At 73.4% G+C, this 20,906-nt stretch carries 21 protein-coding genes and 1 pseudogene; 11 read left to right on the top strand and 11 right to left on the bottom strand.

Going from position 1 to position 20,906, the window contains the following annotated elements; genetic code table 11:
• The first annotated feature begins 12 nt into the window (after positions 1-12).
• From OO60_RS01045 to OO60_RS01025, 5 genes are all read left to right on the top strand, one after another.
• The gene (locus tag OO60_RS01045) at positions 13-696 is read left to right on the top strand and encodes a hypothetical protein (RefSeq protein ID WP_003091669.1); all 684 of its coding nucleotides are present in this window, start codon (positions 13-15) and stop codon (positions 694-696) included.
• Positions 697-790: 94 nt separating this feature from the next.
• Positions 791-1,225, top strand: coding sequence for a MarR family winged helix-turn-helix transcriptional regulator (locus OO60_RS01040; RefSeq protein WP_003091668.1), 435 nt, complete (start codon positions 791-793; stop codon positions 1,223-1,225).
• Complete coding sequence (locus tag OO60_RS01035; RefSeq protein WP_003091666.1) at positions 1,222-2,892, top strand: MFS transporter; 1,671 nt, start codon at positions 1,222-1,224, stop codon at positions 2,890-2,892. The genes OO60_RS01040 and OO60_RS01035 overlap by 4 nt, the downstream gene beginning before the upstream one ends.
• Entirely contained in the window at positions 2,889-3,629 is a 741-nt protein-coding gene (locus tag OO60_RS01030; RefSeq protein WP_003091665.1) for a dienelactone hydrolase family protein, read from the top strand. The genes OO60_RS01035 and OO60_RS01030 overlap by 4 nt, the downstream gene beginning before the upstream one ends.
• A gap of 13 nt (positions 3,630-3,642) precedes the next feature.
• Entirely contained in the window at positions 3,643-3,915 is a 273-nt protein-coding gene (locus OO60_RS01025; RefSeq protein ID WP_003091663.1) for a DUF6295 family protein, read from the top strand.
• A gap of 42 nt (positions 3,916-3,957) precedes the next feature.
• Here the strand turns inward: OO60_RS01025 and OO60_RS01020 are convergent, their stop codons facing one another.
• From OO60_RS01020 to OO60_RS01005, 4 genes are all read right to left on the bottom strand, one after another.
• Positions 3,958-5,376, bottom strand: coding sequence for a pyridoxal phosphate-dependent decarboxylase family protein (locus OO60_RS01020; protein ID WP_003091661.1), 1,419 nt, complete (start codon positions 5,374-5,376; stop codon positions 3,958-3,960).
• Positions 5,363-6,676 (bottom strand): MFS transporter, encoded by a 1,314-nt coding sequence (locus OO60_RS01015; protein WP_003091658.1) that lies wholly within the window; start codon positions 6,674-6,676, stop codon positions 5,363-5,365. Before OO60_RS01015 ends, OO60_RS01020 begins: the two co-directional genes overlap by 14 nt.
• A gap of 119 nt (positions 6,677-6,795) precedes the next feature.
• Positions 6,796-7,821, bottom strand: coding sequence for an LLM class F420-dependent oxidoreductase (locus OO60_RS01010; RefSeq protein WP_003091653.1), 1,026 nt, complete (start codon positions 7,819-7,821; stop codon positions 6,796-6,798).
• Positions 7,822-7,831: 10 nt separating this feature from the next.
• Positions 7,832-8,749, bottom strand: coding sequence for an oxygenase MpaB family protein (locus tag OO60_RS01005; RefSeq protein WP_003091652.1), 918 nt, complete (start codon positions 8,747-8,749; stop codon positions 7,832-7,834).
• A gap of 87 nt (positions 8,750-8,836) precedes the next feature.
• Between OO60_RS01005 and OO60_RS01000 the strand changes: the two genes are divergently transcribed.
• The 5 genes from OO60_RS01000 (at position 8,837) to OO60_RS00980 (ending at position 13,647) form a co-directional block, all read left to right on the top strand.
• Positions 8,837-9,427: a TetR/AcrR family transcriptional regulator gene (locus tag OO60_RS01000; RefSeq protein WP_003091651.1), complete on the top strand. Its 591-nt coding sequence runs from the start codon at positions 8,837-8,839 to the stop codon at positions 9,425-9,427.
• A gap of 57 nt (positions 9,428-9,484) precedes the next feature.
• Complete coding sequence (locus OO60_RS00995; RefSeq protein ID WP_003091649.1) at positions 9,485-10,270, top strand: IclR family transcriptional regulator; 786 nt, start codon at positions 9,485-9,487, stop codon at positions 10,268-10,270.
• 95 nt (positions 10,271-10,365) lie between these two features.
• Positions 10,366-12,189, top strand: a complete 1,824-nt coding sequence (locus OO60_RS00990) for a hypothetical protein (protein ID WP_033260625.1) — start codon at positions 10,366-10,368, stop codon at positions 12,187-12,189.
• 17 nt (positions 12,190-12,206) lie between these two features.
• A complete protein-coding gene (locus tag OO60_RS00985; RefSeq protein ID WP_003066513.1) occupies positions 12,207-13,040 on the top strand; it encodes a DUF4397 domain-containing protein in 834 nt (277 codons plus the stop codon).
• Entirely contained in the window at positions 13,030-13,647 is a 618-nt protein-coding gene (locus tag OO60_RS00980) for a class F sortase (protein WP_003066515.1), read from the top strand. Before OO60_RS00985 ends, OO60_RS00980 begins: the two co-directional genes overlap by 11 nt.
• On the opposite strand, the gene OO60_RS00975 is transcribed toward OO60_RS00980, so the two are convergent.
• The 6 genes and pseudogenes from OO60_RS00975 to OO60_RS00955 all read right to left on the bottom strand — a co-directional run bounded on the left by OO60_RS00975 (position 13,644) and on the right by OO60_RS00955 (position 19,045).
• Entirely contained in the window at positions 13,644-14,747 is a 1,104-nt protein-coding gene (locus OO60_RS00975) for an LLM class flavin-dependent oxidoreductase (RefSeq protein WP_033260624.1), read from the bottom strand. The genes OO60_RS00980 and OO60_RS00975 overlap by 4 nt on opposite strands.
• On the bottom strand, positions 14,744-15,754 hold the full coding sequence (locus OO60_RS00970) for an ABC transporter substrate-binding protein (RefSeq protein ID WP_033260623.1): 1,011 nt from the start codon (positions 15,752-15,754) through the stop codon (positions 14,744-14,746). Before OO60_RS00970 ends, OO60_RS00975 begins: the two co-directional genes overlap by 4 nt.
• Positions 15,744-16,445, bottom strand: a pseudogene (locus tag OO60_RS47020) (ABC transporter ATP-binding protein); the annotation flags it as partial. The gene OO60_RS00970 and the pseudogene OO60_RS47020, both read right to left, overlap by 11 nt.
• A complete protein-coding gene (locus tag OO60_RS00965) occupies positions 16,430-17,245 on the bottom strand; it encodes an ABC transporter permease (protein ID WP_003066519.1) in 816 nt (271 codons plus the stop codon). The pseudogene OO60_RS47020 and the gene OO60_RS00965, both read right to left, overlap by 16 nt.
• Positions 17,246-17,370: 125 nt before the next feature.
• Complete coding sequence (locus OO60_RS00960; protein WP_003066521.1) at positions 17,371-18,081, bottom strand: MBL fold metallo-hydrolase; 711 nt, start codon at positions 18,079-18,081, stop codon at positions 17,371-17,373.
• 10 nt (positions 18,082-18,091) lie between these two features.
• A complete protein-coding gene (locus OO60_RS00955; protein ID WP_033260622.1) occupies positions 18,092-19,045 on the bottom strand; it encodes a zinc-binding dehydrogenase in 954 nt (317 codons plus the stop codon).
• Between the two features lie 67 nt (positions 19,046-19,112).
• Here OO60_RS00955 and OO60_RS00950 point away from each other — a divergent pair, with 67 nt between their 5' ends.
• Positions 19,113-19,670 carry a TetR/AcrR family transcriptional regulator gene (locus tag OO60_RS00950; protein ID WP_033260621.1) on the top strand — a complete coding sequence of 186 codons (558 nt, stop codon included), beginning with the start codon at positions 19,113-19,115 and terminating at the stop codon, positions 19,668-19,670.
• Here the strand turns inward: OO60_RS00950 and srmL are convergent.
• Positions 19,614-20,765, bottom strand: coding sequence for a PheS-related mystery ligase SrmL (gene srmL / locus OO60_RS00945; RefSeq protein ID WP_003066529.1), 1,152 nt, complete (start codon positions 20,763-20,765; stop codon positions 19,614-19,616). The genes OO60_RS00950 and srmL overlap by 57 nt on opposite strands.
• Positions 20,766-20,906 lie beyond the last annotated feature (141 nt).

Genomic DNA, 20,906 nt, shown 5'->3' with positions numbered 1-20,906 from the left:
GACGATGGCGGCATGGACGGACGCGGCTACCTGGAGAAGCTGATTTCCGACGGCCTGGGCGCGGGAAGGGGGCAGCCGCCCGCCGGGCGGCTGAGCGGGTTCGACCGGCGGGAAATCCGCGGCGTGGCGATCGGCCTGGTGGCCGCCGGGGCGCTGGGCCAGGAGGAAGCCGACCGGATCCTCGCCGACCTGGACGTGACCCTGCAGCGCTCCGGCCGGCTCAACGTCGTGCACGCGGAAGCCTCCGCCTCGGCCACCTTCGCGCCGGTGGCCAGGCATGCCGGCACCGAGCGGCCTGAGTGGCGGCAAGCGATCGAAGAGCCGCCCAGGCCGGTGCTGCGGCAGGTGGTTTCCCTGGCGGGCCGCACCCTCGAGGCGGGTGAGCTGACGGCGGACCTGGTCAGCCTGGAGGTGTGGTCGGCCTTCGTGGTCCTGACCATGGCACAAGAGGGCTTCGATCCGCGCCGGATGCGAGAGCGCTTCGCCCTGCGTACCCGGTGGCGCGCGTGGGACGACGCCGGAACCCAGTACCGCGCCGGCGGTGGCGGCGGGTCCGGGTCGCACGGGTTGCTGGTGGAACGGCGCACGTTCGAGCCCGGCCCGCCCGCGGAAGCCCGGCTGCTCACGGTGGCCGTCGAGTCCGCCGACGGCGAGGCGACCGTCCCGATCCCGCTGCCCGCGGACCCGCCCGGCTGATCGCGGCCGCCCGGGCGAAAGCTCCCCGCCCACCCGATTGCGGCCGTTCCGTCCGGGTTGATCAACCCAGGTTTATCAGTCTAGGTTGACGATCGTGACGGACGAGGAACTCCTCCAGGCGAGCGCGGACCTGCGGGTCGCGCTCGGCCGGCTGATCCGGCGGCTGCGCCAGGGGTACGTCGTCGGCGAACTGACGCTGCCCGAACGCTCGGTCCTGTCCCGGCTCGAGCGCGAGGGCCCGGCCACCCCCGGCTGCCTGGCCGACCTCGAACGCGTCAAACCGCAGGCCATGGGCGTGACGCTGGCGGGGCTGGTCGAGCGCGGGCTCGTCGAGCGGCGCAAGGACGAGACCGACGGCCGCAAAGTGCTGATGTCGGTCACCGAAGCCGGCGTCAAGCTGGTCACCGACCGGCGGTCCGAGACCGGCAGGCGGATGGCGGCGGCGCTGGCCGAGAAGTTCACCGAGGCCGAGCGGCGCGAACTGATCACGGCCATCCCGCTGATCGAGCGGCTGGCGGACGAGCTGTGAGCTACAAGTGGGTCGCGCTGTCCAACACCACGCTCGGCGTGCTGATGTCCGCACTCGACGGCTCCATCGTGATCATCTCGCTGCCGGCGATCTTCCGCGGCATCGGGCTCGACCCGCTCGCGCCCGGCAACATCGGCTACCTGCTCTGGATGATCCTCGGCTACCTGCTGGTGCAGGCCGTGCTCGTGGTGACGCTCGGGCGGCTCGGCGACATGTTCGGCCGCGTCAAGATGTACAACGTCGGCTTCGTCGTGTTCAGCGCCGCGTCGGTGGCGCTGTCGTTCGACCCGTTCCACGGCGGCGCCGGGGCGCTGTGGCTGATCGGCTGGCGGGTCGTGCAGGCCGTCGGCGGGTCGATGCTGACGGCGAACTCGGCGGCCATCCTGACCGACGCCTTCCCGGCGCACCAGCGCGGGATGGCGCTGGGCGTCAACCAGATCACCGCGCTCGCCGGGCAGTTCCTCGGCCTGGTCGTCGGCGGCCTGCTGGCCGAGATCGACTGGCGGGCGGTGTTCTGGGTGAGTGTGCCGTTCGGCCTGCTCGGCACGATCTGGTCCATCCGCAGCCTCCGCGAGGTCGGGACGCCGCAGCGCGCGAAGGTCGACTGGGGCGGCAACGTCACCTTCGCGGCCGGGACCGCGCTGGTGCTGGCCGCGATCACCTACGGCATCCAGCCCTACGGCGGCGCGGCGACCGGCTGGGGCAACCCGTGGGTGCTCGGCGGGATCGGCGCCGGGGTGCTGCTGCTCGTCGGGTTCGGCGTCATCGAGACCCGCGTGGCCACGCCGATGTTCCAGCTTTCGCTGTTCAGGATCCGGGCGTTCGCCGCCGGCAACATCGCCGCGTTGCTGACTTCGGTCGCTCGTGGTGGCATGCAGTTCATGCTCATCATCTGGCTGCAGGGGATCTGGCTGCCCCTGCACGGCTACGACTACGAGCAGACGCCGTTGTGGGCCGGGATCCACATGCTGCCGCTGACCGTGGGGTTCCTGGTCGCCGGGCCGGTGTCCGGGTACCTGTCCGACCGGTTCGGGGCCCGGCCGCTGGCCACCGGCGGCCTGGTCCTGGTCGCGGTGGCGTTCTTCGGGCTGCTGGCCCTGCCGGTGGACTTCCCGTACCCGGCGTTCGCGGCCCTGCTCGTGCTCAGCGGGATCGGCCAGGGCATGTTCGCCGCGCCGAACACGTCGGCGATCATGAGCAGCGTCCCCACCGAGCAGCGCGGGGTCGCCTCCGGCATGCGGGCGACGTTCCAGAACTCCGGGACCTCGCTGTCGATCGGCGTGTTCTTCTCGCTGATGATCGCCGGGCTCGCTTCGTCGCTGCCGCAGACGCTGACCGGCGGCCTGCAGGCCCACGGCGTCCCGGCGCCGGTGGCCGACGGCGTCGCGCAGCTCCCGCCGGTCAGCACGCTGTTCGCCGCGTTCCTGGGCAGCAACCCGGTCGGGCACCTGCTCGGCCCGGACGTCCTGGCCGGGCTGGCCCCGGCCGACCGGGTGACGCTCACCGGCGGATCGTTCTTCCCGCAGCTGGTCTCCGGACCGTTCCACCACGGCCTGGCGGTCGTGTTCACCGCGGCCGCCGTGATGGCCCTCGTCGCCGCGGCCGCGTCCGCCTCCCGCGGCAAGCAGTACGTCCACCCGCCCGAACGAGCGAAGGAAAACCGATGACCGACGAAATCGTCGCCGGGACCGTCACCATCACCGGTCACGGCGGGGACGAGCTCGAGGCCTACCTGGCCAAGCCGACCGACGACACCCCGCGCGGCGGCGTCGTGGTGATCCACCACCTGCCCGGCTACGACGCGGCGACGAAGGAGATGGTGCGCCGCTTCGCCGTCGAGGGCTACAACGCGCTCTGCCCGAACCTGTACACGCGTGAAGCGCCGGGCGCGGACCCGGACGACGCGGCGGCGACGGTCCGCGCGGCGGGCGGCGTCCCCGACGACCGCCTGGTCGGTGACGTCTCGGGCGCGGCGGACTACCTCCGCGCCCTGGAGAACGCCAACGGCCGCGTCGGCGTCATCGGGCACTGCTCGGGCGGGCGGCACGCATTCCTGTCCGCGTGTTCCCTGGACCTCGACGCGGCCGTCGACTGCTACGGCGCCTTCGTCGTCAACGACCCGCCGGAGGCGATGAAGCAGATGAAGCCGCTGCTCGGCTTGGCACCGCAGCTGTCGTGCCCGCTGCTGGGCATCTTCGGGGCGGACGACCAGTTCCCGGGCCCGGACGAGGTCGCCGTGCTGGCGGCCGAGCTGGAGAAGCACGGCAAAGAACACGAGTTCCACACGTACGCGGGCGCCGGCCATGCGTTCTTCGCGGTCGACCGCCCGAGCTACCGCCCGGAAGCCGCGAAGGACGGCTGGGAACGGATTCTCGATTTCTACGCCCGGACGCTTTCCGCCTGAGAGGACTCCCCTTATGTGCACGTATCTGACGGAGAAGTTCGAGCTCGAGGGCAGCGGCAAGGGCGCCCGCGGGTGGTTCCGCCTCAACGAGGGGACCGTGTACGTCGACCACCCGGTCCACGCGCCCTACGCGCACACGGTGAACATCGACTTCCGCAACCCGGCCCTGGGTGCCTCGGCGCGCGTCGCCCTCGAACTGACCGAGGAGGACGCGCTGGCCTTGGCGGACGCGATCCACGCGGCGGTCAAGTCGGCGCCCGAGGGCCTGGCTTCGCGCAACCAGTGAGCGCTCGTGAGTGGTAAGGCGGGTTAGAACCCGCCTTACCACTCACGAGGGCGTGTAGAGGGCGCCGAGGAATTCGAGCAGGAGGCGCTCGCGGAGCGGCGCCGGGGCCGTGGCGAGGAGGGCGTTGATCGGCGCCATCCGGTCCGGGAGTCCGGTGCCGGAGGCGAGGCCCGCCGCGGCCAGGAGCCCGGCGAACTGCTCCGACGTCAGCGTCGCCGGGTCGAGCGCCGCCACGAACTCGGCCACCGCCGGGTCGACCGTCACCGGGCCCGCCGCGCGGGCCGCGTCCACCGACGCGGCCAGGTCGGTCAGGAACTCCTTCTCGCTGCCGTGGTTGGCCGCCGTCACCGTCAGGTGCAGGTTCACCGGGGACGACTCAAAAGCGAACTGCGGCTGGACGTACCAGCCGCGCGCCTTCATCTCGTCGGCCACCGTGAACAGGTCGAAGCCGTCGTCGCCGGTGAACGCGATCAGCGTCGAGACCGGGTCGCCCAGTACCCGGAGGCCGGGCAGTTCGGCGATGCCGGAACGGATGCGGGCGGTCGCCTCCCGCGCCGCGGACGCCAGCGTCAGGTAGCCGTCGGGGCCGAGGTGGCGCACCACCGCCCACGCCGCCGCCAAGGGGCCGCCGGAACGGGTGCTCTGGATCGTCGTGTTCAGCATCGTGTAGCCCGGCCAGCCGGCGCTGGCGAAGTAGTGCGTGCGCCGCAGTTCCGCCGACGCGTGCAGCAGCACCGACGTCCCTTTCGGACAGTAGGCGTACTTGTGCAGGTCCACCGAAATGCTCGTGACACCCGGCACGCGGAAGTCGAACGGCGGGACGTCCGCGCCGAGACGGGCGAAGTACGGCAGCACCCAGCCGCCGATGCAGGCGTCCACGTGCATCCGGACGCCGCGTTCGAGGGCGGCCGCCGCGATTTCGGGGACCGGATCGAGCACGCCGTGGGCGTACGACGGGGCACTCGCCACGACCAGGACCGTCGAGTCGTCGATCGCCGCGGCCATTGCCGCCGGGTCGGCGCGGAACGTCACCGGGTCGACCGGGACGTCGATGCGCCGCAGCCCGAACAGGTGCGCGGCCTTGTGGAAGGCCGCGTGCGCCGTGGTCGGCAGCACGATCGACGGCGACGCGGCCGGCGGGTGCGCGTCCCGGGCCGCGAGCACCGCCAGCAGGCACGACTCCGTGCCGCCGGAGGTCACCGAACCGACCACGCCCGTGACATCGCCGAGCAACGCCGAAGCCTCGGCGACGAGGTCGTTCTCCATCCGCAGGAGACTCGGGAACGCCGTCGGGTCCAGGCCGTTGGCCGACGACGCCAGCGCGTGCGCGGCCGCGCCCAGGGAGTCCACTTCGGACAGCCCGCTGTCGTAGACGTAGGCCAGGGTGCGGCCGCCGTGCGTCGGCAGGTCGCCCGCGCGCAGCTGCCGCAGCTGCGCGAGGACGTCCTCAGGCGAGTTCACGCCGCGGCTCCAGCACCGAGCGCCGCAGCAGCGGCAGGGCCAGCGCGATCAGCACGCCGGGGATGATCGACGCGCCGACCAGGATGGCCACGATCGCGCTGTGCGGCTGGAACGCGGTGGCGTCCGTGCTGGACACGTACCCGCCGAACGCCAGGATGAGCGCCCACAGGCCGCCGCCGAAGGCCAGCCCGAGCGTCTCCCCCGCGGTCCACACGCCCGCGGCGATCCCGGCGCGGGTCTCGCCGGTGCGCTCCTCCTCGGCGGTGATCAGGTCCGGCAGGATGGCCAGCGGGAACACCGAGATCCCGGCGTAGCCGACCCCGCAGAGCGCCACGAAGACGAACGACACGACCAGCGGGATCGACTGGGCGAAGACCAGCCCGAGCAACCCGAGCGCGAACGCCGCGGTGGCCAGGCGGAAGCCGTTGAGCTTGCCGACGCGGTCGCCCAGCCGCGGCCACAGCGGCATGGTGACCAGCGCCGGGCCGACGAAGATGACGAACAGGATCGTGCCGTAGCCCTCGCTGCCGAGGATGCGCTGGGCGAAGAACGGGATCGCCGCGAGCACCGTGCCGATGCCGAGCGCCTGGATGAAGTAGGTGCCGAGCAGCCAGCGGAACGGCCGCCAGGCGGCCAGGGTGCGGACCAGCTCGCCGAGGCGCACGGTGTTCGGCCGCAGCGCCCCGACCGGCGCGTCCTTGAGGCCGAAGTAGACCAGCAGCGTCGCGGCCAGCACGATCAGCCCGATCACCAAGGCCATCACCCGGTAGCCGGCGACGCCGCCGATCCCGGTGCTGATCGCGGGCGCGCCGCCGCCGCAGATCAGGATGGTCACGGCCAGCACGCCGATCCGGACGCTGGTGAGCTTCGTGCGCTCGGTGGCCGACTCGGTCAGCTCGGCGGGCAGCGCGTTGAAGGGCACCTGGAACAGCGCGTACGCCGTGGCGCAGGCGGCGAACATGACCGCCACGTACAGCGCGTCCGGCAGCGGGTCGCCGAACCCGGGGTGGGCGAACATCGCCGCGAACAGGATCGCCACGCCGATGCCGCCGATCAGCAGGAACCGCCGCCTGCTGCCGGTCTTGAGCAGGTCGGCGTCGGACAGCCGGCCGGCGACCGGGTTGAACAGCACGTCCCAGGCCTTCGGCACGAACACGATCGCGGCGGCCCAGCCCGCGGGCACGGCCATCGTGTCGGTCAGGTACTTGACCAGGACCAGGCCGGGGACCGTGCCGAAGGACCCGGTGACGAACGAGCCGAGCGAATAGCGGAACCTCGTCCGGCCGGACAGCGTCGCCATGGTCCTCCTCGAAGGCGTACCGGGTGGGAGGCCATGAGTATTCGATCTCGGCGGGCACCCGGTAGTGGTCGAGGGGAATCGTGCCATCGTCGTGACCAAGGCCACGACAGGGGCCCGCGCTAGCCGAGCGCGCGGGCGATCTTCTCCAGCGTCGCGGCGTCGCCGCGGAGCAGCAGCTGGGTCACCACCGTCTCCTCCCACGCCTGCAGCTCGTCGCGGATCTTCGCCGGCGGCCCGATCAGCGAGGTGTCCTCCACCAGGGACGTCGGGATCGCCGCCGTCGCTTCGTCCTTGCGGCCGGCCAGGTACAGCTCCTGCACCTTGTCCGCGACGTCCTCGTAGCCCAGCCGCGCGAAGACGTCGTGGTGGAAGTTGACGCTCTTCGCGCCCATCCCGCCGATGTACAACGCCAGCGACGGCTTGATCCAGCTCGCCGCCTCCTCGACGTCGTCGTGCACGATCACCGGCAGCGAGCACGGCACCTCGAACGTCTCCAGCGTCTGCCGGGCCCCCGGCCGCGCGAAGCCCTCTTCGAGGGCGGCCTTGTAGAAGCCGTTGCTCTTGGGCGAGAAGAACAGCGGCAGCCAGCCGTCGCCGATCTCCGCCGACAGGGCGACGTTCTTCGGGCCCTCGGCCGCCAGGTAGATCGGGATGTCCTTGCGCAGCGGGTGCACCGTCGGCTTCAGCGGCTTGCCCAGCCCGGTGCCGCCCTTGAGCGGCAGCTGGAAGTGGTCGCCGTCCAGGGTCACCGGGGCCTCGCGGGCGATCACCTGCCGGACGACGTCGACGTACTCGCGGGTCCGCGCCAGTGGCTTCGGGTACGGCTGGCCGTACCAGCCCTCGACGACCTGCGGGCCGGACGCGCCGAGGCCGAGCACCATCCGGCCGCCGGAGAGGTGGTCCATGGTCAGGGCGCTCATCGCCGTCGCCGTCGGGGTGCGCGCGGCCATCTGGACGATGTTCGTGCCGAGCCGGATCCGGCTGGTGGAAGCGCCGTACCAGGCCAGCGGGGTGAACGCGTCCGAGCCGTACGCCTCCGCCGTCCACACCGAGTCGAAACCGAGGTCCTCGGCCTTGCGGACGGCGTCCAGCGCACCCGGGGTCGGGCCGCTCTGCCAGTACCCGAGGTGGAATCCCAGCTTCACGAAAGGCCTCCTAGACGTTCGGCGCGTAGTGCTCGGGCTTGCCCCGCTCGGACAGCGGCGGCAGGTTCCTGGGTGGAGTCTCGACCACCGGCGCGTCCGCAGCCAGCTCGCCGCGCTCCCGGCGCCAGCCGGCGCGGGCTCGCGGGTGGTAGCGGCGGTCGTGCGGGACGAGCTTGAAGGCGGCGTCGACCAGCTTGCCGAACCGCCGGTGCCGGCGCGCGTCGCGCTCGGTCCAGCGGAAGCCGAGCAGGTCGCGGATCTCGCGGTCGTACAGGCCGATCGTCAGCCAGACGAAGTTGCGCGCGATCACCCGCTGGGCCGGCCGCCACAGGGCGTCCGGCAGCCACGGCAGGAACGGCGGCTTGCCGAGCCCGCGGATGTCGAGGACGTCCCGGGTGGCCCGGTTGTCTTCGAGGACCTCGGTGCACATGTGCTTCCAGTAGCGCTGGAAGTCCTCCCAGCTCGCCGGCACCGGCCGCATGCTCATGTCGTACATCCGCCACCAGCGGACGTGCTCGTCGAACAGCTGCCGCTTCTCCGCTTCGCCGATGCCGCCCATGAAGTGGTCGGCGATGAGGATCGTGCTGACGAAGAAGGTCGCGTGCGCCCAGTAGTACGTGTCGGGGTCGAGGGCGTGATATCGGCGGCCCTTCGCGTCGACGCCCTTGATGCGGTCGTGGTAGCCGCGGACCTCCAGCGCGGTCCGGTGCGCGCGCGGGCCGTCGTAGACCACCCCGCCGATCGGGTACAGCGAGCGGAACAGGCGCTGCCAGCGCTCTTCGAAGAACCGCGAGTGCTGCTCGACGCCGGCGCCGAGGCCGGGGTGCATGTTCTGCATCGACCCGGCCCAGAGGCCGATGAGCAGGCCGCGCCAGTCGCCGAAGTACTTCCACGTCAGCGACTCGGGACCCAGCGGCTGGGGGGTCATCGGCGCACTCCTCGTCGGGTCCGGAACTGACTACGGGTGTTGTCAGGCTAGGATCTGACAACAGTTGTAGTCAACCGAGGAGTCACCATGCCGGGCCGGACCTGGGCGGGCACGACGCTGGACGACCGGAAGGCGCTCCGGCGCGAGCAGCTGGTGGCCGCCGGCCTCGAGCTGCTGGGCACCGAAGGGTCGGCCGGAACGAGCGTGCGCGCGGTCTGCCGGCACGCGAAGCTGACCGAGCGCTACTTCTACGAGAGCTTCGCCGACCGCGAAGAGCTCGTCGCGGCGGTGTACGAGCACGTCGGCGAGCAGGCGCGGCAGGCGCTCGTGGCCGCCGTGCGGGACGCCCCCACCCCCGCCCTGCGGGCCGGCAACGCCGTCCGCGCGTTCGTCGAGCTCATCGTCGACGACCCCCGCAAGGGCCGGATCCTGCTGCTCGCGCCGCTGACCGACCCCGCGCTGACCCGCCGGGGCCTGCACCTGCTGCCGGTGTTCGCCGCCCTCGTCGGCGAGCAGCTGTCCCACGGCGACGAGACCGAGCGCCGGATGGTCGCGGTGGGGCTGGTCGGCGCGCTGAGCAACGTCTTCATCGCCTACCTCGACGGCTCGCTGAAGGTCTCGCGCGAGCGGCTCGTCGCGCACTGCGTCAAACTCGTCCTCGGCGCCGACGGCCATTGACCTCACCTCCTCGACGGCCTGCTGACAGTCGCGCGGCGGATCGGGCACACTCAACCCATGCGTACCGCTGGGCGGAACGACGGCGCGGGCGGCGACGGCCTCGTCGCCGCCCGGCTCGCCGCGCTCCTGGAAGCCTTCCGGCCGGGTGACGAGACCCTCGGCGTTTCCGAGCTGGCCCGCCGGACCGGCCTGGCCAAGACGACCGTGCACCGGCTCGTCGGCCACCTCACCGGAACCGGGCTGCTCGAACGCGAGGACGGCGCGGTGCGGCTCGGGCTGCGGCTGTTCGAAATCGGCCAACTGGCCTCGCCCCGCCGTGGCCTGGTCGAAGCCGCCCGGCCGTACCTGGCCGACCTGCGCGAGGCCACGCGCAACACCGTCCACCTCGCGATCCTCGAAGGCACCGAAGTCGTGTACCTCGACGTGCTGCGCGGGCCGGACGCGCCGACGCTGCCCTCGCGCATCGGCGGCCGGTTCCCCGCGCACGCCACCGGCGTCGGCAAGGCGATCCTCGCGTTCTCCCCGGATTCGGTGGTGGACCAGGTGATCGACGCCGGGCTGCCGCGGATGAGCGCGCGCACGATCACCGCGCCCGGCCTGCTGCGCCGTCAGCTGACCCGGGTACGCGAGGAGGGCATCGCCTTGGAGCGCGAGGAATCCGGCGTCGGCGTGGTGTGCGCGGCCAGCCCGCTGCTCGACGCGCGCGGGGTCGCGGTCGCGGCGGTGTCGATTTCCGGCTGGGCCAACCGGATGCGGACCGAACGGGTCGCCCCGGCCGTCCGGACGGTCGCGCTCGCGTTGACCCGGACACTCTCCGGATCCACCCCGCGCGGTGGGAAATAATCTTGCCGGGCAACGCTTTTCCCGGCACTGGGCCGTCCGGCTGACGTAACCCTCCCGAGCTGGACCGGTGATCGGGAGCGGCTACGATCCGTCCAATGGCCCAGCACAGCCGGGAGACGACCGACCCGGGCCGCTCCCCCGCGACGCTTCCCGAACCGGCGGGCACCGCCGTCCCGGCCGCACACCGGTTGCTGTCGCTCGACATCGTGCTCGCGCTGCTGGCGCTGGCGGGCGGGCTGCGCGTACTGTACCTCGCCGCGCCCGCACCGGCGCTGCCGGCCGAGGCCGCGAACGTCGCCCACGCCTACGCGTTCGGCCACTTCACGTCCTTCGCCGACGCCGGCGGCGCCGGGGCCAGCCCGTTCGGCTGGTGGCAGCTCTCGGCGTACACGATGCTCTCCGACGCCTTCGGCCGGTCCGCCTCGGCGCTGGCGGCGGTCCGCGAAACCATGCTCGTCGCCGGCGTGCTCGGGGCCGTGCTGCTGTGGGTGCTGGCGCGCCGGCTCGGCCTGACGCGGTGGGCGTCGGCGGCCGCGGTGCTGCTGCTCGCCGCGTCGCCGCTGGCGCTGGGCCTGCAGCGGCTGGTCGTCGTCGAGCACCTGGCGGCGGTGTGGGTGCTCGGGGCGCTCGTGCTCATCACCCGGCCCGGTGCCCGGATCCGGCACGACGCACTGGCCGCGGCCTGCCTGCTCGCCGCGGTGCTGACCTCGCCGCTGGCCCTGCTGTTCCTGCCCGCCGCGGGCTGGCTGCTGGCGCGGCGCGCGCCCGTCCGCGCGGCGCTGGTGGCGGTGCTGCTCAACCTCGGGCTGGGCCTCGCGTTCGGCCCGGCGGCCGGCACGCTGCGGCCGCACCTCGCGGCCGCGAGCCCGCCGTCGGTGGCCGGCTGGGTCGCCCTCGACCCGGCGTGGGCGGTGCTCTCGACCGTCGCACTGGTCGCCGCGCTGGCCGTCAGCGCGCTGCGGCCGTTCGCGGTCTCCGGCCTGCTACTCGTCGCGGCCCTGCTGGTACCCGGCGTGCCGGACACGGCCGTGCTCGCGCTGCTGCTGCCCCTCACGCCGCTGCTGTTCGCCGCGGTGGTCCAGGCCGTGGCGCGCCAGCGCGTCCCGGCCCACCGGGGGAACCCGGGCCGCGGGCCGGGGACGGTGCTGACCACGGCCGTTCTCGTCGCCGTGGTCGCCGCCGGCTGGAGCTACGGCTACCCCGCCCTGCGGCCGACCACCGACCGCGGGGGCCCGCTCCTCGACGCCCAGGACTGGTTGCGCGCCAACGCTTCCGGTGCCCGGGTGCTCGTCGACGACGCCGGGTGGGCCGAGTTCGCCAAGGCCGGCTGGCCGACCGGGCTGCTCGTCCCGCCGTCCGCCTGCGCGACCGCCTGCCCGGCCGCCGACTGGGCCGTGTTCACCGCCGCCACCACGGATCTCCCCGGCCGTTATCCGGCGCTCGGCACCGCGCTCGCCGACGCCGGCGTGACCGCCGTGTTCGGCACCGGCGACCGGCAGGTCACCGTCTCCCGGCTCGGCCTGCCCGCCGCCGACCCGGCCGCGCCGCCCGAGGCGTCCGCCCGCACCCACGCGGGCGAGGCGCTGGCGGCGTCGGCCCGGATCACCTGCACCCCGGACGCCGTCGCCGTGCTGCGCGCGGGCCGCGCCGACCCGCGGCTGATCGCGACGATCGCCGCGCTCGCGGCCCTCCAGCCGGTGCGCGTGGCGGCGTTCCCCGCCGTTCCCGGCGAAGACCCCGCCGGGCAACCCCGCCGCCGGGTGCTGCTGACCGGCGGCGAGGACGGCGCGGCCGCGTTCTACGCCGGCCAGCGCGATCTGTTCCGGCCGTCTTCGGTCACCCGGACCGCGGACGGCGTGCTCGTCACCTACCCGCTGTTCGCACCCCCGGGACTGCTGGTCCCGTTCTCCTCCCCCTGACGGTGAAAGGCCCTCCCATGCGCACTTTCCTCCTCAGACCCGGCGGGCTGGCCGCCGCCGCCCTCCTGTTCGCCGCATTGACGCCGGTGCCGGCCGAGGCGGCGACCGCCCCCGGCCCGGGTGTCGGCTGGATCCGGGTCGGCCACCTGTCGCCGAAGGTGCCCCCGGTGGACATCTACTTCGCCCCCTTCGGCCAGGCCGAGAAGGTCGTCATCCGCAAGGCGGGCTACGGCGCCGTCACGCCGTATTCGTCGCTCGGCCCCGGCAAGTACACGCTCTCGATGCGGCCCGCCGACGCCGCCGCGACCACCCCGCCCGCGCTGTCGGCGACGATCGAGGTCGCCGAGCGCAGCGCCTACTCGCTGCTGGTCTTCACGAACGGCCCGGGCGGCACGCTCAAGGGCGACCTGGTCACCGACGACCTCACCCCGCCGGCCGCCGGGAAGGGCCGCGTGCGGGTCGTCGAGGGGTCGGCAGCGATCGCGCCGGTCACCGTGGCCGGACCGCAGGGTGTCACGCTCGCGAAGGACGCGGCCTACGGCCAGACGTCGTCCTATGTGGACGTTCCGGAAGGACGGTGGCCGCTGCAGCTGAGCGCAGGCTCGGTCAGGTCGTCCGCCGACGTCGACGTCAAGGCGGGGTCGTCGACGACGCTGCTGGTCACCGAGAACGCCGGGACGCTGAAGGCGAACCCCATCTCCGACGGCGCGTCGCTGCCCGAACCGCCGAAGCTCGGCGTCGAGACCGGGGGCGGCGGCACGGCACCCGTGCCCCGTTGGCCCGCGTTCGCGGCGGCCGCCGGGCTGCTGGCCGCGCTCCTGCTGGGACGCCGGGCGGCTCGTGCGCGCTGACGTCGGCGCGCTGCTCGTCGTGGCCGTGCTGGCTGCGGGCTGCTCGGCGGCCCCGGCCGCGCCACCCGCCCTCCCACCCCCGGCCGCGTCTCCGACGTCTCCGGCGTCTCCGGCGTCTCCGGCGGCGACCGCACCGCAGCCGCTGCCCGCCGCGGCCGAGGTCCGCCCGGTGCGGCTGCGCATCCCGGCGATCGGCGTGGACGCGGCCGGGCTCATCCCGCTCGGGCTGAACGCGGACCACCAGCTGGCCGCGCCCGCGCGGTTCGAGGACGTCGGCTGGTACGCCGCCGGCCCGGTGCCGGGCGACCCGGGCCCGGCGGTGATCGCCGCGCACGTCGACTCCCGGTCCGGGCCGGCGCCGTTCTTCCGGCTGCGGGACCTGCGCGACGGCGACGAGGTGTTCGTCGCGCGTTCCGACGGCTCCCAGGTGCGGTTCGTCGTCGACGCCGTCCAGCGCTACCCGAAGGACGCCTTCCCGACCGGCGCGGTGTACGGGCCCGCGCCGGGCAGCGCGCTGCGGCTCATCACCTGCGGTGGCAGCTTCGACGCGGCGAAACGCTCCTACCGCGACAACATCGTCGTCTACGCCTCGACCCGCTGGGGTTAGTACTCCTTGAGCAGCCCGCGACGCGCCAGTTCGGGCCGGACGCCGTCGCCGAACCAGTACGCCTCTTCGAGGTGCGGGTAGCCCGACAGCACGAACTCGCTCACGCCGACGCTGTGGTACTCCTCGATCAGGTCCGCGACCTCCTCGTGGCTGCCGACCAGCGCCGTGCCCGCGCCGCCGCGGACCAGGCCGACCCCGGCCCAGAGGTGCGGGTGGATCTCCAGCCCGCGGACGCCGCCGTCGGTGCGCCCGCCGTGCAGCGCGACCATCCGCTGCTGCCCCACCGACTCGCTCGCGGCCAGCTGCGCCTGGGCCTTGGCGACCTGGTCCGGGCTCAGCGCGTCCAGCAGCTTCTGCGCCTCCGCCCAGGCTTCGGCCGAGGTGTCGCGCGAGATCGTGTGCAGCCGGACGCCGAACCGGACCGGCCGGTCGCCGGCCAGCTCGCGTACCTTGCCGATCTTCTCCGCCACCTGCGCGGGCGGTTCGCCCCAGGTGAGGTAGACGTCGGCGTGGCGCGCCGCGACCGGCAGCGCCGCCGGTGACGAGCCGCCGAAGTAGATCGGCGGCACCGGGTCCGGCGCGGCCAGCGTCGTCGCCCCTTCGACCCGCAGGTGCTCGCCCGCGAAGCTGAACGGCTCGCCGGACCAGACCCCGCGCACGACGGTGAGGAACTCGTCCGTGCGCGCGTACCGGGCGTCGTGGTCGTGCCAGTCACCGAAGCGGCGCTGCTCGACCGCGTCGCCGCCGGTGACGATGTTGAGCAGCACCCGGCCGCCCGACAGGCGCTGGAACGTCCCCGCCATCTGGGCGGCCAGCGTGGGCGAGATGACCCCGGGGCGGAAGGCGACCAGGAACTTCAGCCGGGTCGTCTCGCGGATGAGCGCGGCTGTGGTCAGCCACGCGTCTTCGCACCACGTGCCGGTCGGGGTCAGCACGCCTTCGAAGCCCTGCCGCTCGGCCGCGCGGGCGACCTGAGCCAGGTAGTCCAGGTCGGGTTGACGCTGGGCGGACGGCCCGGCGGACTTGTTGGCGTGGAAGCGTTCCACGATCGTGCGGCCGTCCCCGCTGGTGGGCAGGAACCAGTGCAGCCTGATGCTCATCCGTTGCTCCTCGCCTGGTCCAGGTCGGGACCGAACCGCCGGTCGACGAAGGCGGCGAAGTCCACCTTGCCCGGCAAAGTCTTCTCGTCGGCGAAGGCGTCCGCGAGCTGCTGTTCGGACGCCACGACGGCGTCGTCCAGCACGATCGGCTGGTCGCGGCCGGCCTCGACGGCCTTGCGCGCGACCTCGAGCTTGAGCCCGGTTTCCTTCGCCCACGCCTGCGCCCACTCTTCGCGGTGCGTGTCGGCCCACTTCTGCGCCTTGACCACGCGCACGGCGAAGTCGCGCAGGGCGGAGTTCTTGCCGGGGTCGGCCAGCGCCGCGGTGCTCGCGGTCAGGAAACCGAGGCCGTTCGACGCGCCCCGGCCGTCGGCCAGCACCCGTGCGTGCGCTTCGATCTGCGCCTGCGCGGTGTAGGGGTCCCAGATCGCCCAGGCGTCGATGGTGTGCTGGCTGAACGCGGCGTACGCCTCGGACGGCTGCAGGAAGCTGAGCTTGACGTCCTTCGTGGACAGTCCGTTGTTGTGCAGCGTGTTCAGCAGCTGCCCGTGGGCCGAGGAGCCCTTCGCGACGCCGATCGTCTTGCCCTTCAGCCCGGCGACGTTCTGCAGCGGCGAGTCCGGCGGAACGAGGAGGGCTTCGCGCTCGACGTTGCTGCGCGACACGCTGATCACCTTGATCTTCGCCTTCGCGGCGGCCGCGAAGATCGGCGGCGTGTTGCCGACGCGGCCGGTGTCGATCGCGCCGGCCGAGGCGGCCTCCAGCAGCGGCGGGCCCGACGTGAACGTCGCCCATTCGACCTTGTACGGCGTCCCCTGCAGCAGGTTCGCCGCGGTGAGCAGGGACTTCACCCCGCCCTTCTGGTCGCCGACCTCGAGCGTCACCTTCGCCAGGTCCGCCGCGCTCACCGGCGGCGGCACGGCGGCCGTACCGTCGCCGCCCGCCGTCCCGCAGGCCGTCACGACGAGCGCCGCCGCGACGGCGGCCAATCCCCAACGCCACTGCATCTTCGGTCACTCCCAGGTCGGCCAGCACGCGGCGGCGGAGGTCGTCGTGGTCATCGGTGTCCCGCGGCCGGTGCGCGGTGACGATCCGGCCGCCGTCGAGCACCAGAACCCGGTCGGCCAGGCGCAGGGCCTCGTCGACGTCGTGGGTCACCAGCAGCACGCCCGGCCGGTGCCGCCGCCAGAGGTCGAGCACCAGGCCGTGCATCGCGATCCGGGTCAGCGCGTCGAGGGCACCGAACGGCTCGTCGAGCAGCAGCAGATCCGGTTCCCGGACCAGCGCCCGGGCCAGGGACACGCGCTGGGCCTCGCCACCGGAGAGGGTGAGCGGCCAGTCGTCGGCGTGCTCGGCCAGGTGCACCTCGGCGAGCGCCTTCTCGGCCAGCGCGCGGTTGCGGGATTTCGTCACGCCGTCCTGGCGCAGGCCGAGAACGACGTTGCGCCAGACCTTCCGCCACGGCAGCAGCCGCGGCTGCTGGAACGCGACCGAGACGGTCCCGGTCACTTCCGCGGTGCCTTCGACGTCGCCGTCGAGGCCGGCCAGGATGCGCAGGAGCGTCGACTTGCCGGAGCCGCTGCGGCCCAGCAGGGCGACGAACTCGCCGCGCTCGACGGTCAGGTCGAGTCCGTTGAGGACGGTCCGGTCGCCGAACCGCCTGGTGAGGCCGCGGACCTCGGCTACCGGGTTCGCCACCGCAGCACCTTCCGTTCCAGCAGCCGGACCAGCGCGTCGGTGACCAGGCCGAGCAGGGCGTACAGGACGAGCCCGACGACCACGACGTCGGTGCGCAGGAATTCGCGGGCGTTGTTGATGAGGTAGCCAACCCCGGCGTCGGCGTTGACCGTCTCGCCGACGATCAGCGCGAGCCAGGCCAGGCCGAGCGACTGCCGCAACCCGACGAGCGCCTGCGGCAGCGCACCGGGCAGGACGACGTGCCAGAGCCGTTCGGCGCGGCTGAACCCGAGCGCCCGCGACGCTTCGACCAGCGCCGGGTCGGCGCCGCGGATTCCCGAGTGGACGTTGAGGTAGAGCGGGAAGGCCACACCCAGCGCGACCAGCACGATCTTCGTCTCCTCGCCGATCCCGAACCACAGGATGAACAGCGGGATCAGGCCGAGGAACGGCAGCGTGCGCAGCATCTGCACCGGCGGGTCGACCAGCGCCTCGCCCCAGCGGGACAGCCCGGACACGATGCCGAGCAGGACCCCGGCAACCGCGCCGAGCGCGAACCCGGCGCCGACCCGCCCGAGCGACACCGCGAACGCGGACCCGAGTTCCCCGCTGCGCGCGGATTCGAGCCCGGCCTGCACGACCGTCCACGGGGCACTGAGCTTGTCGGGCGGCAGGACACCGGTGGCGCCGGCGAGCTGCCAGGCGGCCAGCAGCACCACCGGGCTGATCCAGCGTTTGAGATCGAGCCGCCGCGGCCGGCGGCGTGGCCGGTCGGCGGCCGGCCGGGCGCGCGCGAGCACGCCCGTGGTGGAAATCGACACGGATTTCTCCCGGGGACGGGATGTTCTTTCCGATTGCGTGGCCGACTTTCCGGTGCGTGGGAACCGAAGTCAATCCGCGCCCACTCCGTGAACACCCCGTGTTTCACCCCGTGGAACGGGTTGGCTCAGCCGCCGAACATGACCTTCCATTCGTCGAGCGACCGCGGCCGGTAGACGAAGTTGGTGCGCTTGACGTCGGACAGCGCGGCCGACGGCTCGGCCGAGTACTGGTGCCCCGGGTAGACGACGGGGTCGCCGGGCAGTCCGGCGAGCGCCTGCAGGCTGCGGTAGATCTCCTCGGCGTCCCCGCCGGGGAAGTCGGTGCGGCCACAGCCTTCCAGGAACAGCGTGTCGCCCGAGACGAGCTTGTCCTCGACGAGGAAGCACTGGCTGCCGGGCGTGTGCCCGGGGGTGTGCAGCAGCCGGATCGGGATGGCGCCGACCTCGAGGACGTCGTCGTGGTCGTGGGCGCGCAGGTCGGCGCCGGACACGCCGGTGACCCGCCGGACCCATTCGGTCTCGGCGCCGTTGACGTGGATCGGTACCTGCTGCACGGCGAGCAGCTCGGCGATGCCGGGCAGCGAGAAGCCGAGCATCTCGCCGCCGACGTGGTCGGGGTGGTGGTGGGTCGCCAGCACGCCGGTGAGCCGCATGCCGTCCTGCGCGAGCACGTCCAGCAGGTCCCCCACGGCGTACGCCGGGTCGACGACGACGGCGTCCCCGGTCTCGCGGTCCCCGATGAGGTAGGCGAAGTTCACCATCTGCGTCGCGACGGGATCCCCGACGGCGAAGTCCCGCCCGGCGAGCAGCTGCCGGAAGTAGAGCCGATCAGTCATGCCGGACACCCTACGGGCGGCCGGCCGCCGGGGTGAGCACGATCCGGCCGAACACCTCGCCCGCGTCGAGCATCCGGTGTGCTCTCGCGGCCTGCTCCAGCGGCAGCACCTCGTGCACGACCGCCCGCAGGCCGCCGGCGAAGAGCTCGGCCGTGGCTTCGGTGCGGTCCGCCACGGGCACGGTGTCGGCGCTGAAGGTGGCGAACGACATCGACTTGCGGAACGCCGAGAACAGCGCCTGGCCGAAGCCGGCGGGCGGGTCGCCGGCGACCGCGCCGACGGCCACCAGGCGCCCGTTCGGCTTGAGCTTGGCGAAGAAGGCCGGGAGGTCCGGGCCGGCCACGACGTCGAGGATCACGTCGAACTCCCCGGCGCCTTCGCCGTCGCGGCCCAGGACGTGGGTCGCGCCCAGCTCACGCAGCCGTTCGCCGCGTTCGGCCGACGACGTCGTCACGGCGATCGTCTTCGCGCCGCCGCGGGCCGCGAGCTGGACGGCCATGATCCCGATGCCGCCGGCCGCGCCGCGGATCAGCACCGACTCGCCGGGGGCGAACCGGGCGTGGCGCAGGCCGAAGCGGGCGACCACCCCGGAGCTGCCGAGGGTCACCGCGTCGACGGGCGACAGGGTCTCCGGCAGCGGGACGAGCGTCGCGGCCGGGGCGACGGCCAGCTCGGCGTAGCCACCGCCCACGCCGGCGAAGGCCCAGACGCGCTTCCCGAGCCAGGACGGGTCGACGCCGTCGCCGGTCCCGGCCACCGTGCCGGCGATCTCGCCGCCCAGCACGTGCCCGGGCTCGAAGCCGTACGCGGCGAGCGCGCCGCTGCGGATCAGGACGTCGACCCCGCCGACGCCGATGGCCTCGGTCCGGATCAGCACCTGCCCGCCGGCCGGCCCCGGAACCGGCCGGTCCACGACCGCCAGCCCGCCGGGACCGCCGAACGCCTGCACCGCCACTGCTTTCACGTCTTCCTCCGATCGTCGACGGCGGACGGTAACGCCACGTCCGTGGCCTGCCGGCTAAAGTGAGGAAGTGACCGAGGTTTTGCCTCACCTCCGGCGGTCCGACGCCCGCGACAACCGCGAACGCATCCTCGAGGCGGCGCGCGCGGTGTTCGCCGCCGACGGCCTGACCGTGCCGATGCGGCGGATCGCCCGGCACGCCGGCGTCGGCCCGGCGACCCTGTACCGCCACTTCCCGACCAAGGAGGCCCTGGCCACGGCGGCGTTCGCCGGCCGGATGCGCGCGTGCTACGCGATCGTCGACGACGGACTGGCCGACCCCGACCCGGGGCGTGGTTTCACGTCGACGGTCGAGCGGCTGTGCGAGCTGCACGCCCGCGACCGGGGCTTCACCGCGGCGTTCACGGCGGAGTTCCCGCACGCGCTGGACTTCGGGGCAGACCGTTCGCGCGCGCTGAAGGCCATCGCGGAGCTGACCCGCCGCGCCCGGGCGGCCGGTCACCTGCGCCCCGACGTCCAGGCGTCCGACGTGATCCTGGTCCTGCTGGCCAACGGTGGCCTCCCGGCCGCTTCACCGGCGGAGTCCCGGCGGTTCGCCGTGCTCGCCCTGCGGGGCCTGCAGGCCTGACCCGGCCCACTGGTGGACGGCGCCCCGGTGCAACGCGGCGTACGCACGGTCTCTGAGGACGTTCGCCTCGTGGTCGGACAGCGTCCGGCCGAGCGGCCGCAGCACCAGGCGGACGAGGAGGTTCTTCTGGTCCCTGCGGGCACCGAGCCGGGCGAGGGCGGCCGGGGGCAGGGCCGCGCACGGCGTCTCCTGCCGGATCTCGACCGACTCGACGACGTCGGCGTCGTCGCCGAGCGCGTCCCGCACCCGGTCCCCGAGGTCTTCGGCCCGGTCGTCGGCGGCGACGGCGATCGAGAGGTCGCGGCGCACGGGCGGCAGGGCCGAGACCGGCCGGTAGGGCGCGAGGCCGGTCATCTGCGCGGCGACGGCGGGCTCGGCAGAGCGCAGCAGGCGGATGTCCGGGATGCCCTTGCACAGCATCAGCATCCGGTCGAGGCCCAGCCCGAGCGCGAGCCCGGACCAGGTCCCGCCGAGCCCGGCCCGTTCGAGCACGGCGGGGTGCACCAGCCCGCACTCGGCGACTTCGACCCACCGGCCGTCGTGCTCGACGTCGAGCTGCGCACCGTCCACAGTGTACGGATGAAGTCGGGGTTCGAGCCGCCGGCGCCACCCGGGAGTGAGCTCGGCGACCATGTCTTCCAGGTCGGCCCGGGTGGTGCGGCCGCGGGTGATCCGCCAGAGGTCGAGCTGGTGCGGAGTGCCGCTGTGCAACCGGTCGATGCTGTCCCGGCGGTAGACGAGGCCGGGGCAGACGAGCAGGACGTCGTCGGCTGGGCGCGCGGCGAGCTGCCGCAGAGCCGCGGGGACCAGGGCGGTGGAGTGGCTGCGCAGGACGTGGTCCTGGTCGACGTACCGGGTGTAGCGGGCGTCCCGGGTGACGTCCCCGGGGTGGTAGCCGAGGTTGTCGTAGTTGTCGGCGACGGTGACGACCCGATCCCCGCGCCACCACCGCACGGAGCAGGACCACCGGCGGGCGAGGGCATCGACGGCCTGATCGACGAGGAGCTGGACGGCGTGCGGCCCGGCAGCGGGATCGGTGAGATCCCGGACGGCGAGCGCTTGGGTGAGCTGGGCGGGGGTGAGTGGTTCGGGCATGACTGGACCTCCGGGGTGGGCGGGCTTTTCGGGGAGTCGGCTCCCCCTGGCCCGGACGCCCGGCGAGGTCAGTGCAGCGGCTTCGGCGCTGGTTCAGGCAGCGCTTGCCGCGGGCATGGCACCGGAGCCCCGCTGGCACCC

Source organism: Amycolatopsis vancoresmycina (assembly GCF_000716785.1).
Taxonomy (GTDB): Bacteria; Actinomycetota; Actinomycetes; order Mycobacteriales; family Pseudonocardiaceae; genus Amycolatopsis; species Amycolatopsis vancoresmycina.
This window is presented reverse-complemented; position numbering and strand designations above follow the sequence as displayed.

Excerpts from the sequence above, each read along its gene's own strand:
- OO60_RS00995 (WP_003091649.1), top strand. The coding sequence starts at position 9,485 with ATGCGTACCGCTGGGCGGAACGACGGCGCGGGCGGCGACGGCCTCGTC.
- OO60_RS01045 (WP_003091669.1), top strand. The coding sequence starts at position 13 with ATGGACGGACGCGGCTACCTGGAGAAGCTGATTTCCGACGGCCTGGGC.
- OO60_RS00960 (WP_003066521.1), bottom strand. The coding sequence starts at position 18,081 with ATGACTGATCGGCTCTACTTCCGGCAGCTGCTCGCCGGGCGGGACTTC.
- OO60_RS01025 (WP_003091663.1), top strand. The coding sequence starts at position 3,643 with ATGTGCACGTATCTGACGGAGAAGTTCGAGCTCGAGGGCAGCGGCAAG.
- OO60_RS01030 (WP_003091665.1), top strand. The coding sequence starts at position 2,889 with ATGACCGACGAAATCGTCGCCGGGACCGTCACCATCACCGGTCACGGC.
- OO60_RS01005 (WP_003091652.1), bottom strand. The coding sequence starts at position 8,749 with ATGACCCCCCAGCCGCTGGGTCCCGAGTCGCTGACGTGGAAGTACTTC.
- OO60_RS00985 (WP_003066513.1), top strand. The coding sequence starts at position 12,207 with ATGCGCACTTTCCTCCTCAGACCCGGCGGGCTGGCCGCCGCCGCCCTC.
- OO60_RS00990 (WP_033260625.1), top strand. The coding sequence starts at position 10,366 with ATGGCCCAGCACAGCCGGGAGACGACCGACCCGGGCCGCTCCCCCGCG.
- OO60_RS01015 (WP_003091658.1), bottom strand. The coding sequence starts at position 6,676 with ATGGCGACGCTGTCCGGCCGGACGAGGTTCCGCTATTCGCTCGGCTCG.
- OO60_RS01000 (WP_003091651.1), top strand. The coding sequence starts at position 8,837 with ATGCCGGGCCGGACCTGGGCGGGCACGACGCTGGACGACCGGAAGGCG.
- OO60_RS00975 (WP_033260624.1), bottom strand. The coding sequence starts at position 14,747 with ATGAGCATCAGGCTGCACTGGTTCCTGCCCACCAGCGGGGACGGCCGC.
- srmL (WP_003066529.1), bottom strand. The coding sequence starts at position 20,765 with ATGCCCGAACCACTCACCCCCGCCCAGCTCACCCAAGCGCTCGCCGTC.
- OO60_RS00970 (WP_033260623.1), bottom strand. The coding sequence starts at position 15,754 with ATGCAGTGGCGTTGGGGATTGGCCGCCGTCGCGGCGGCGCTCGTCGTG.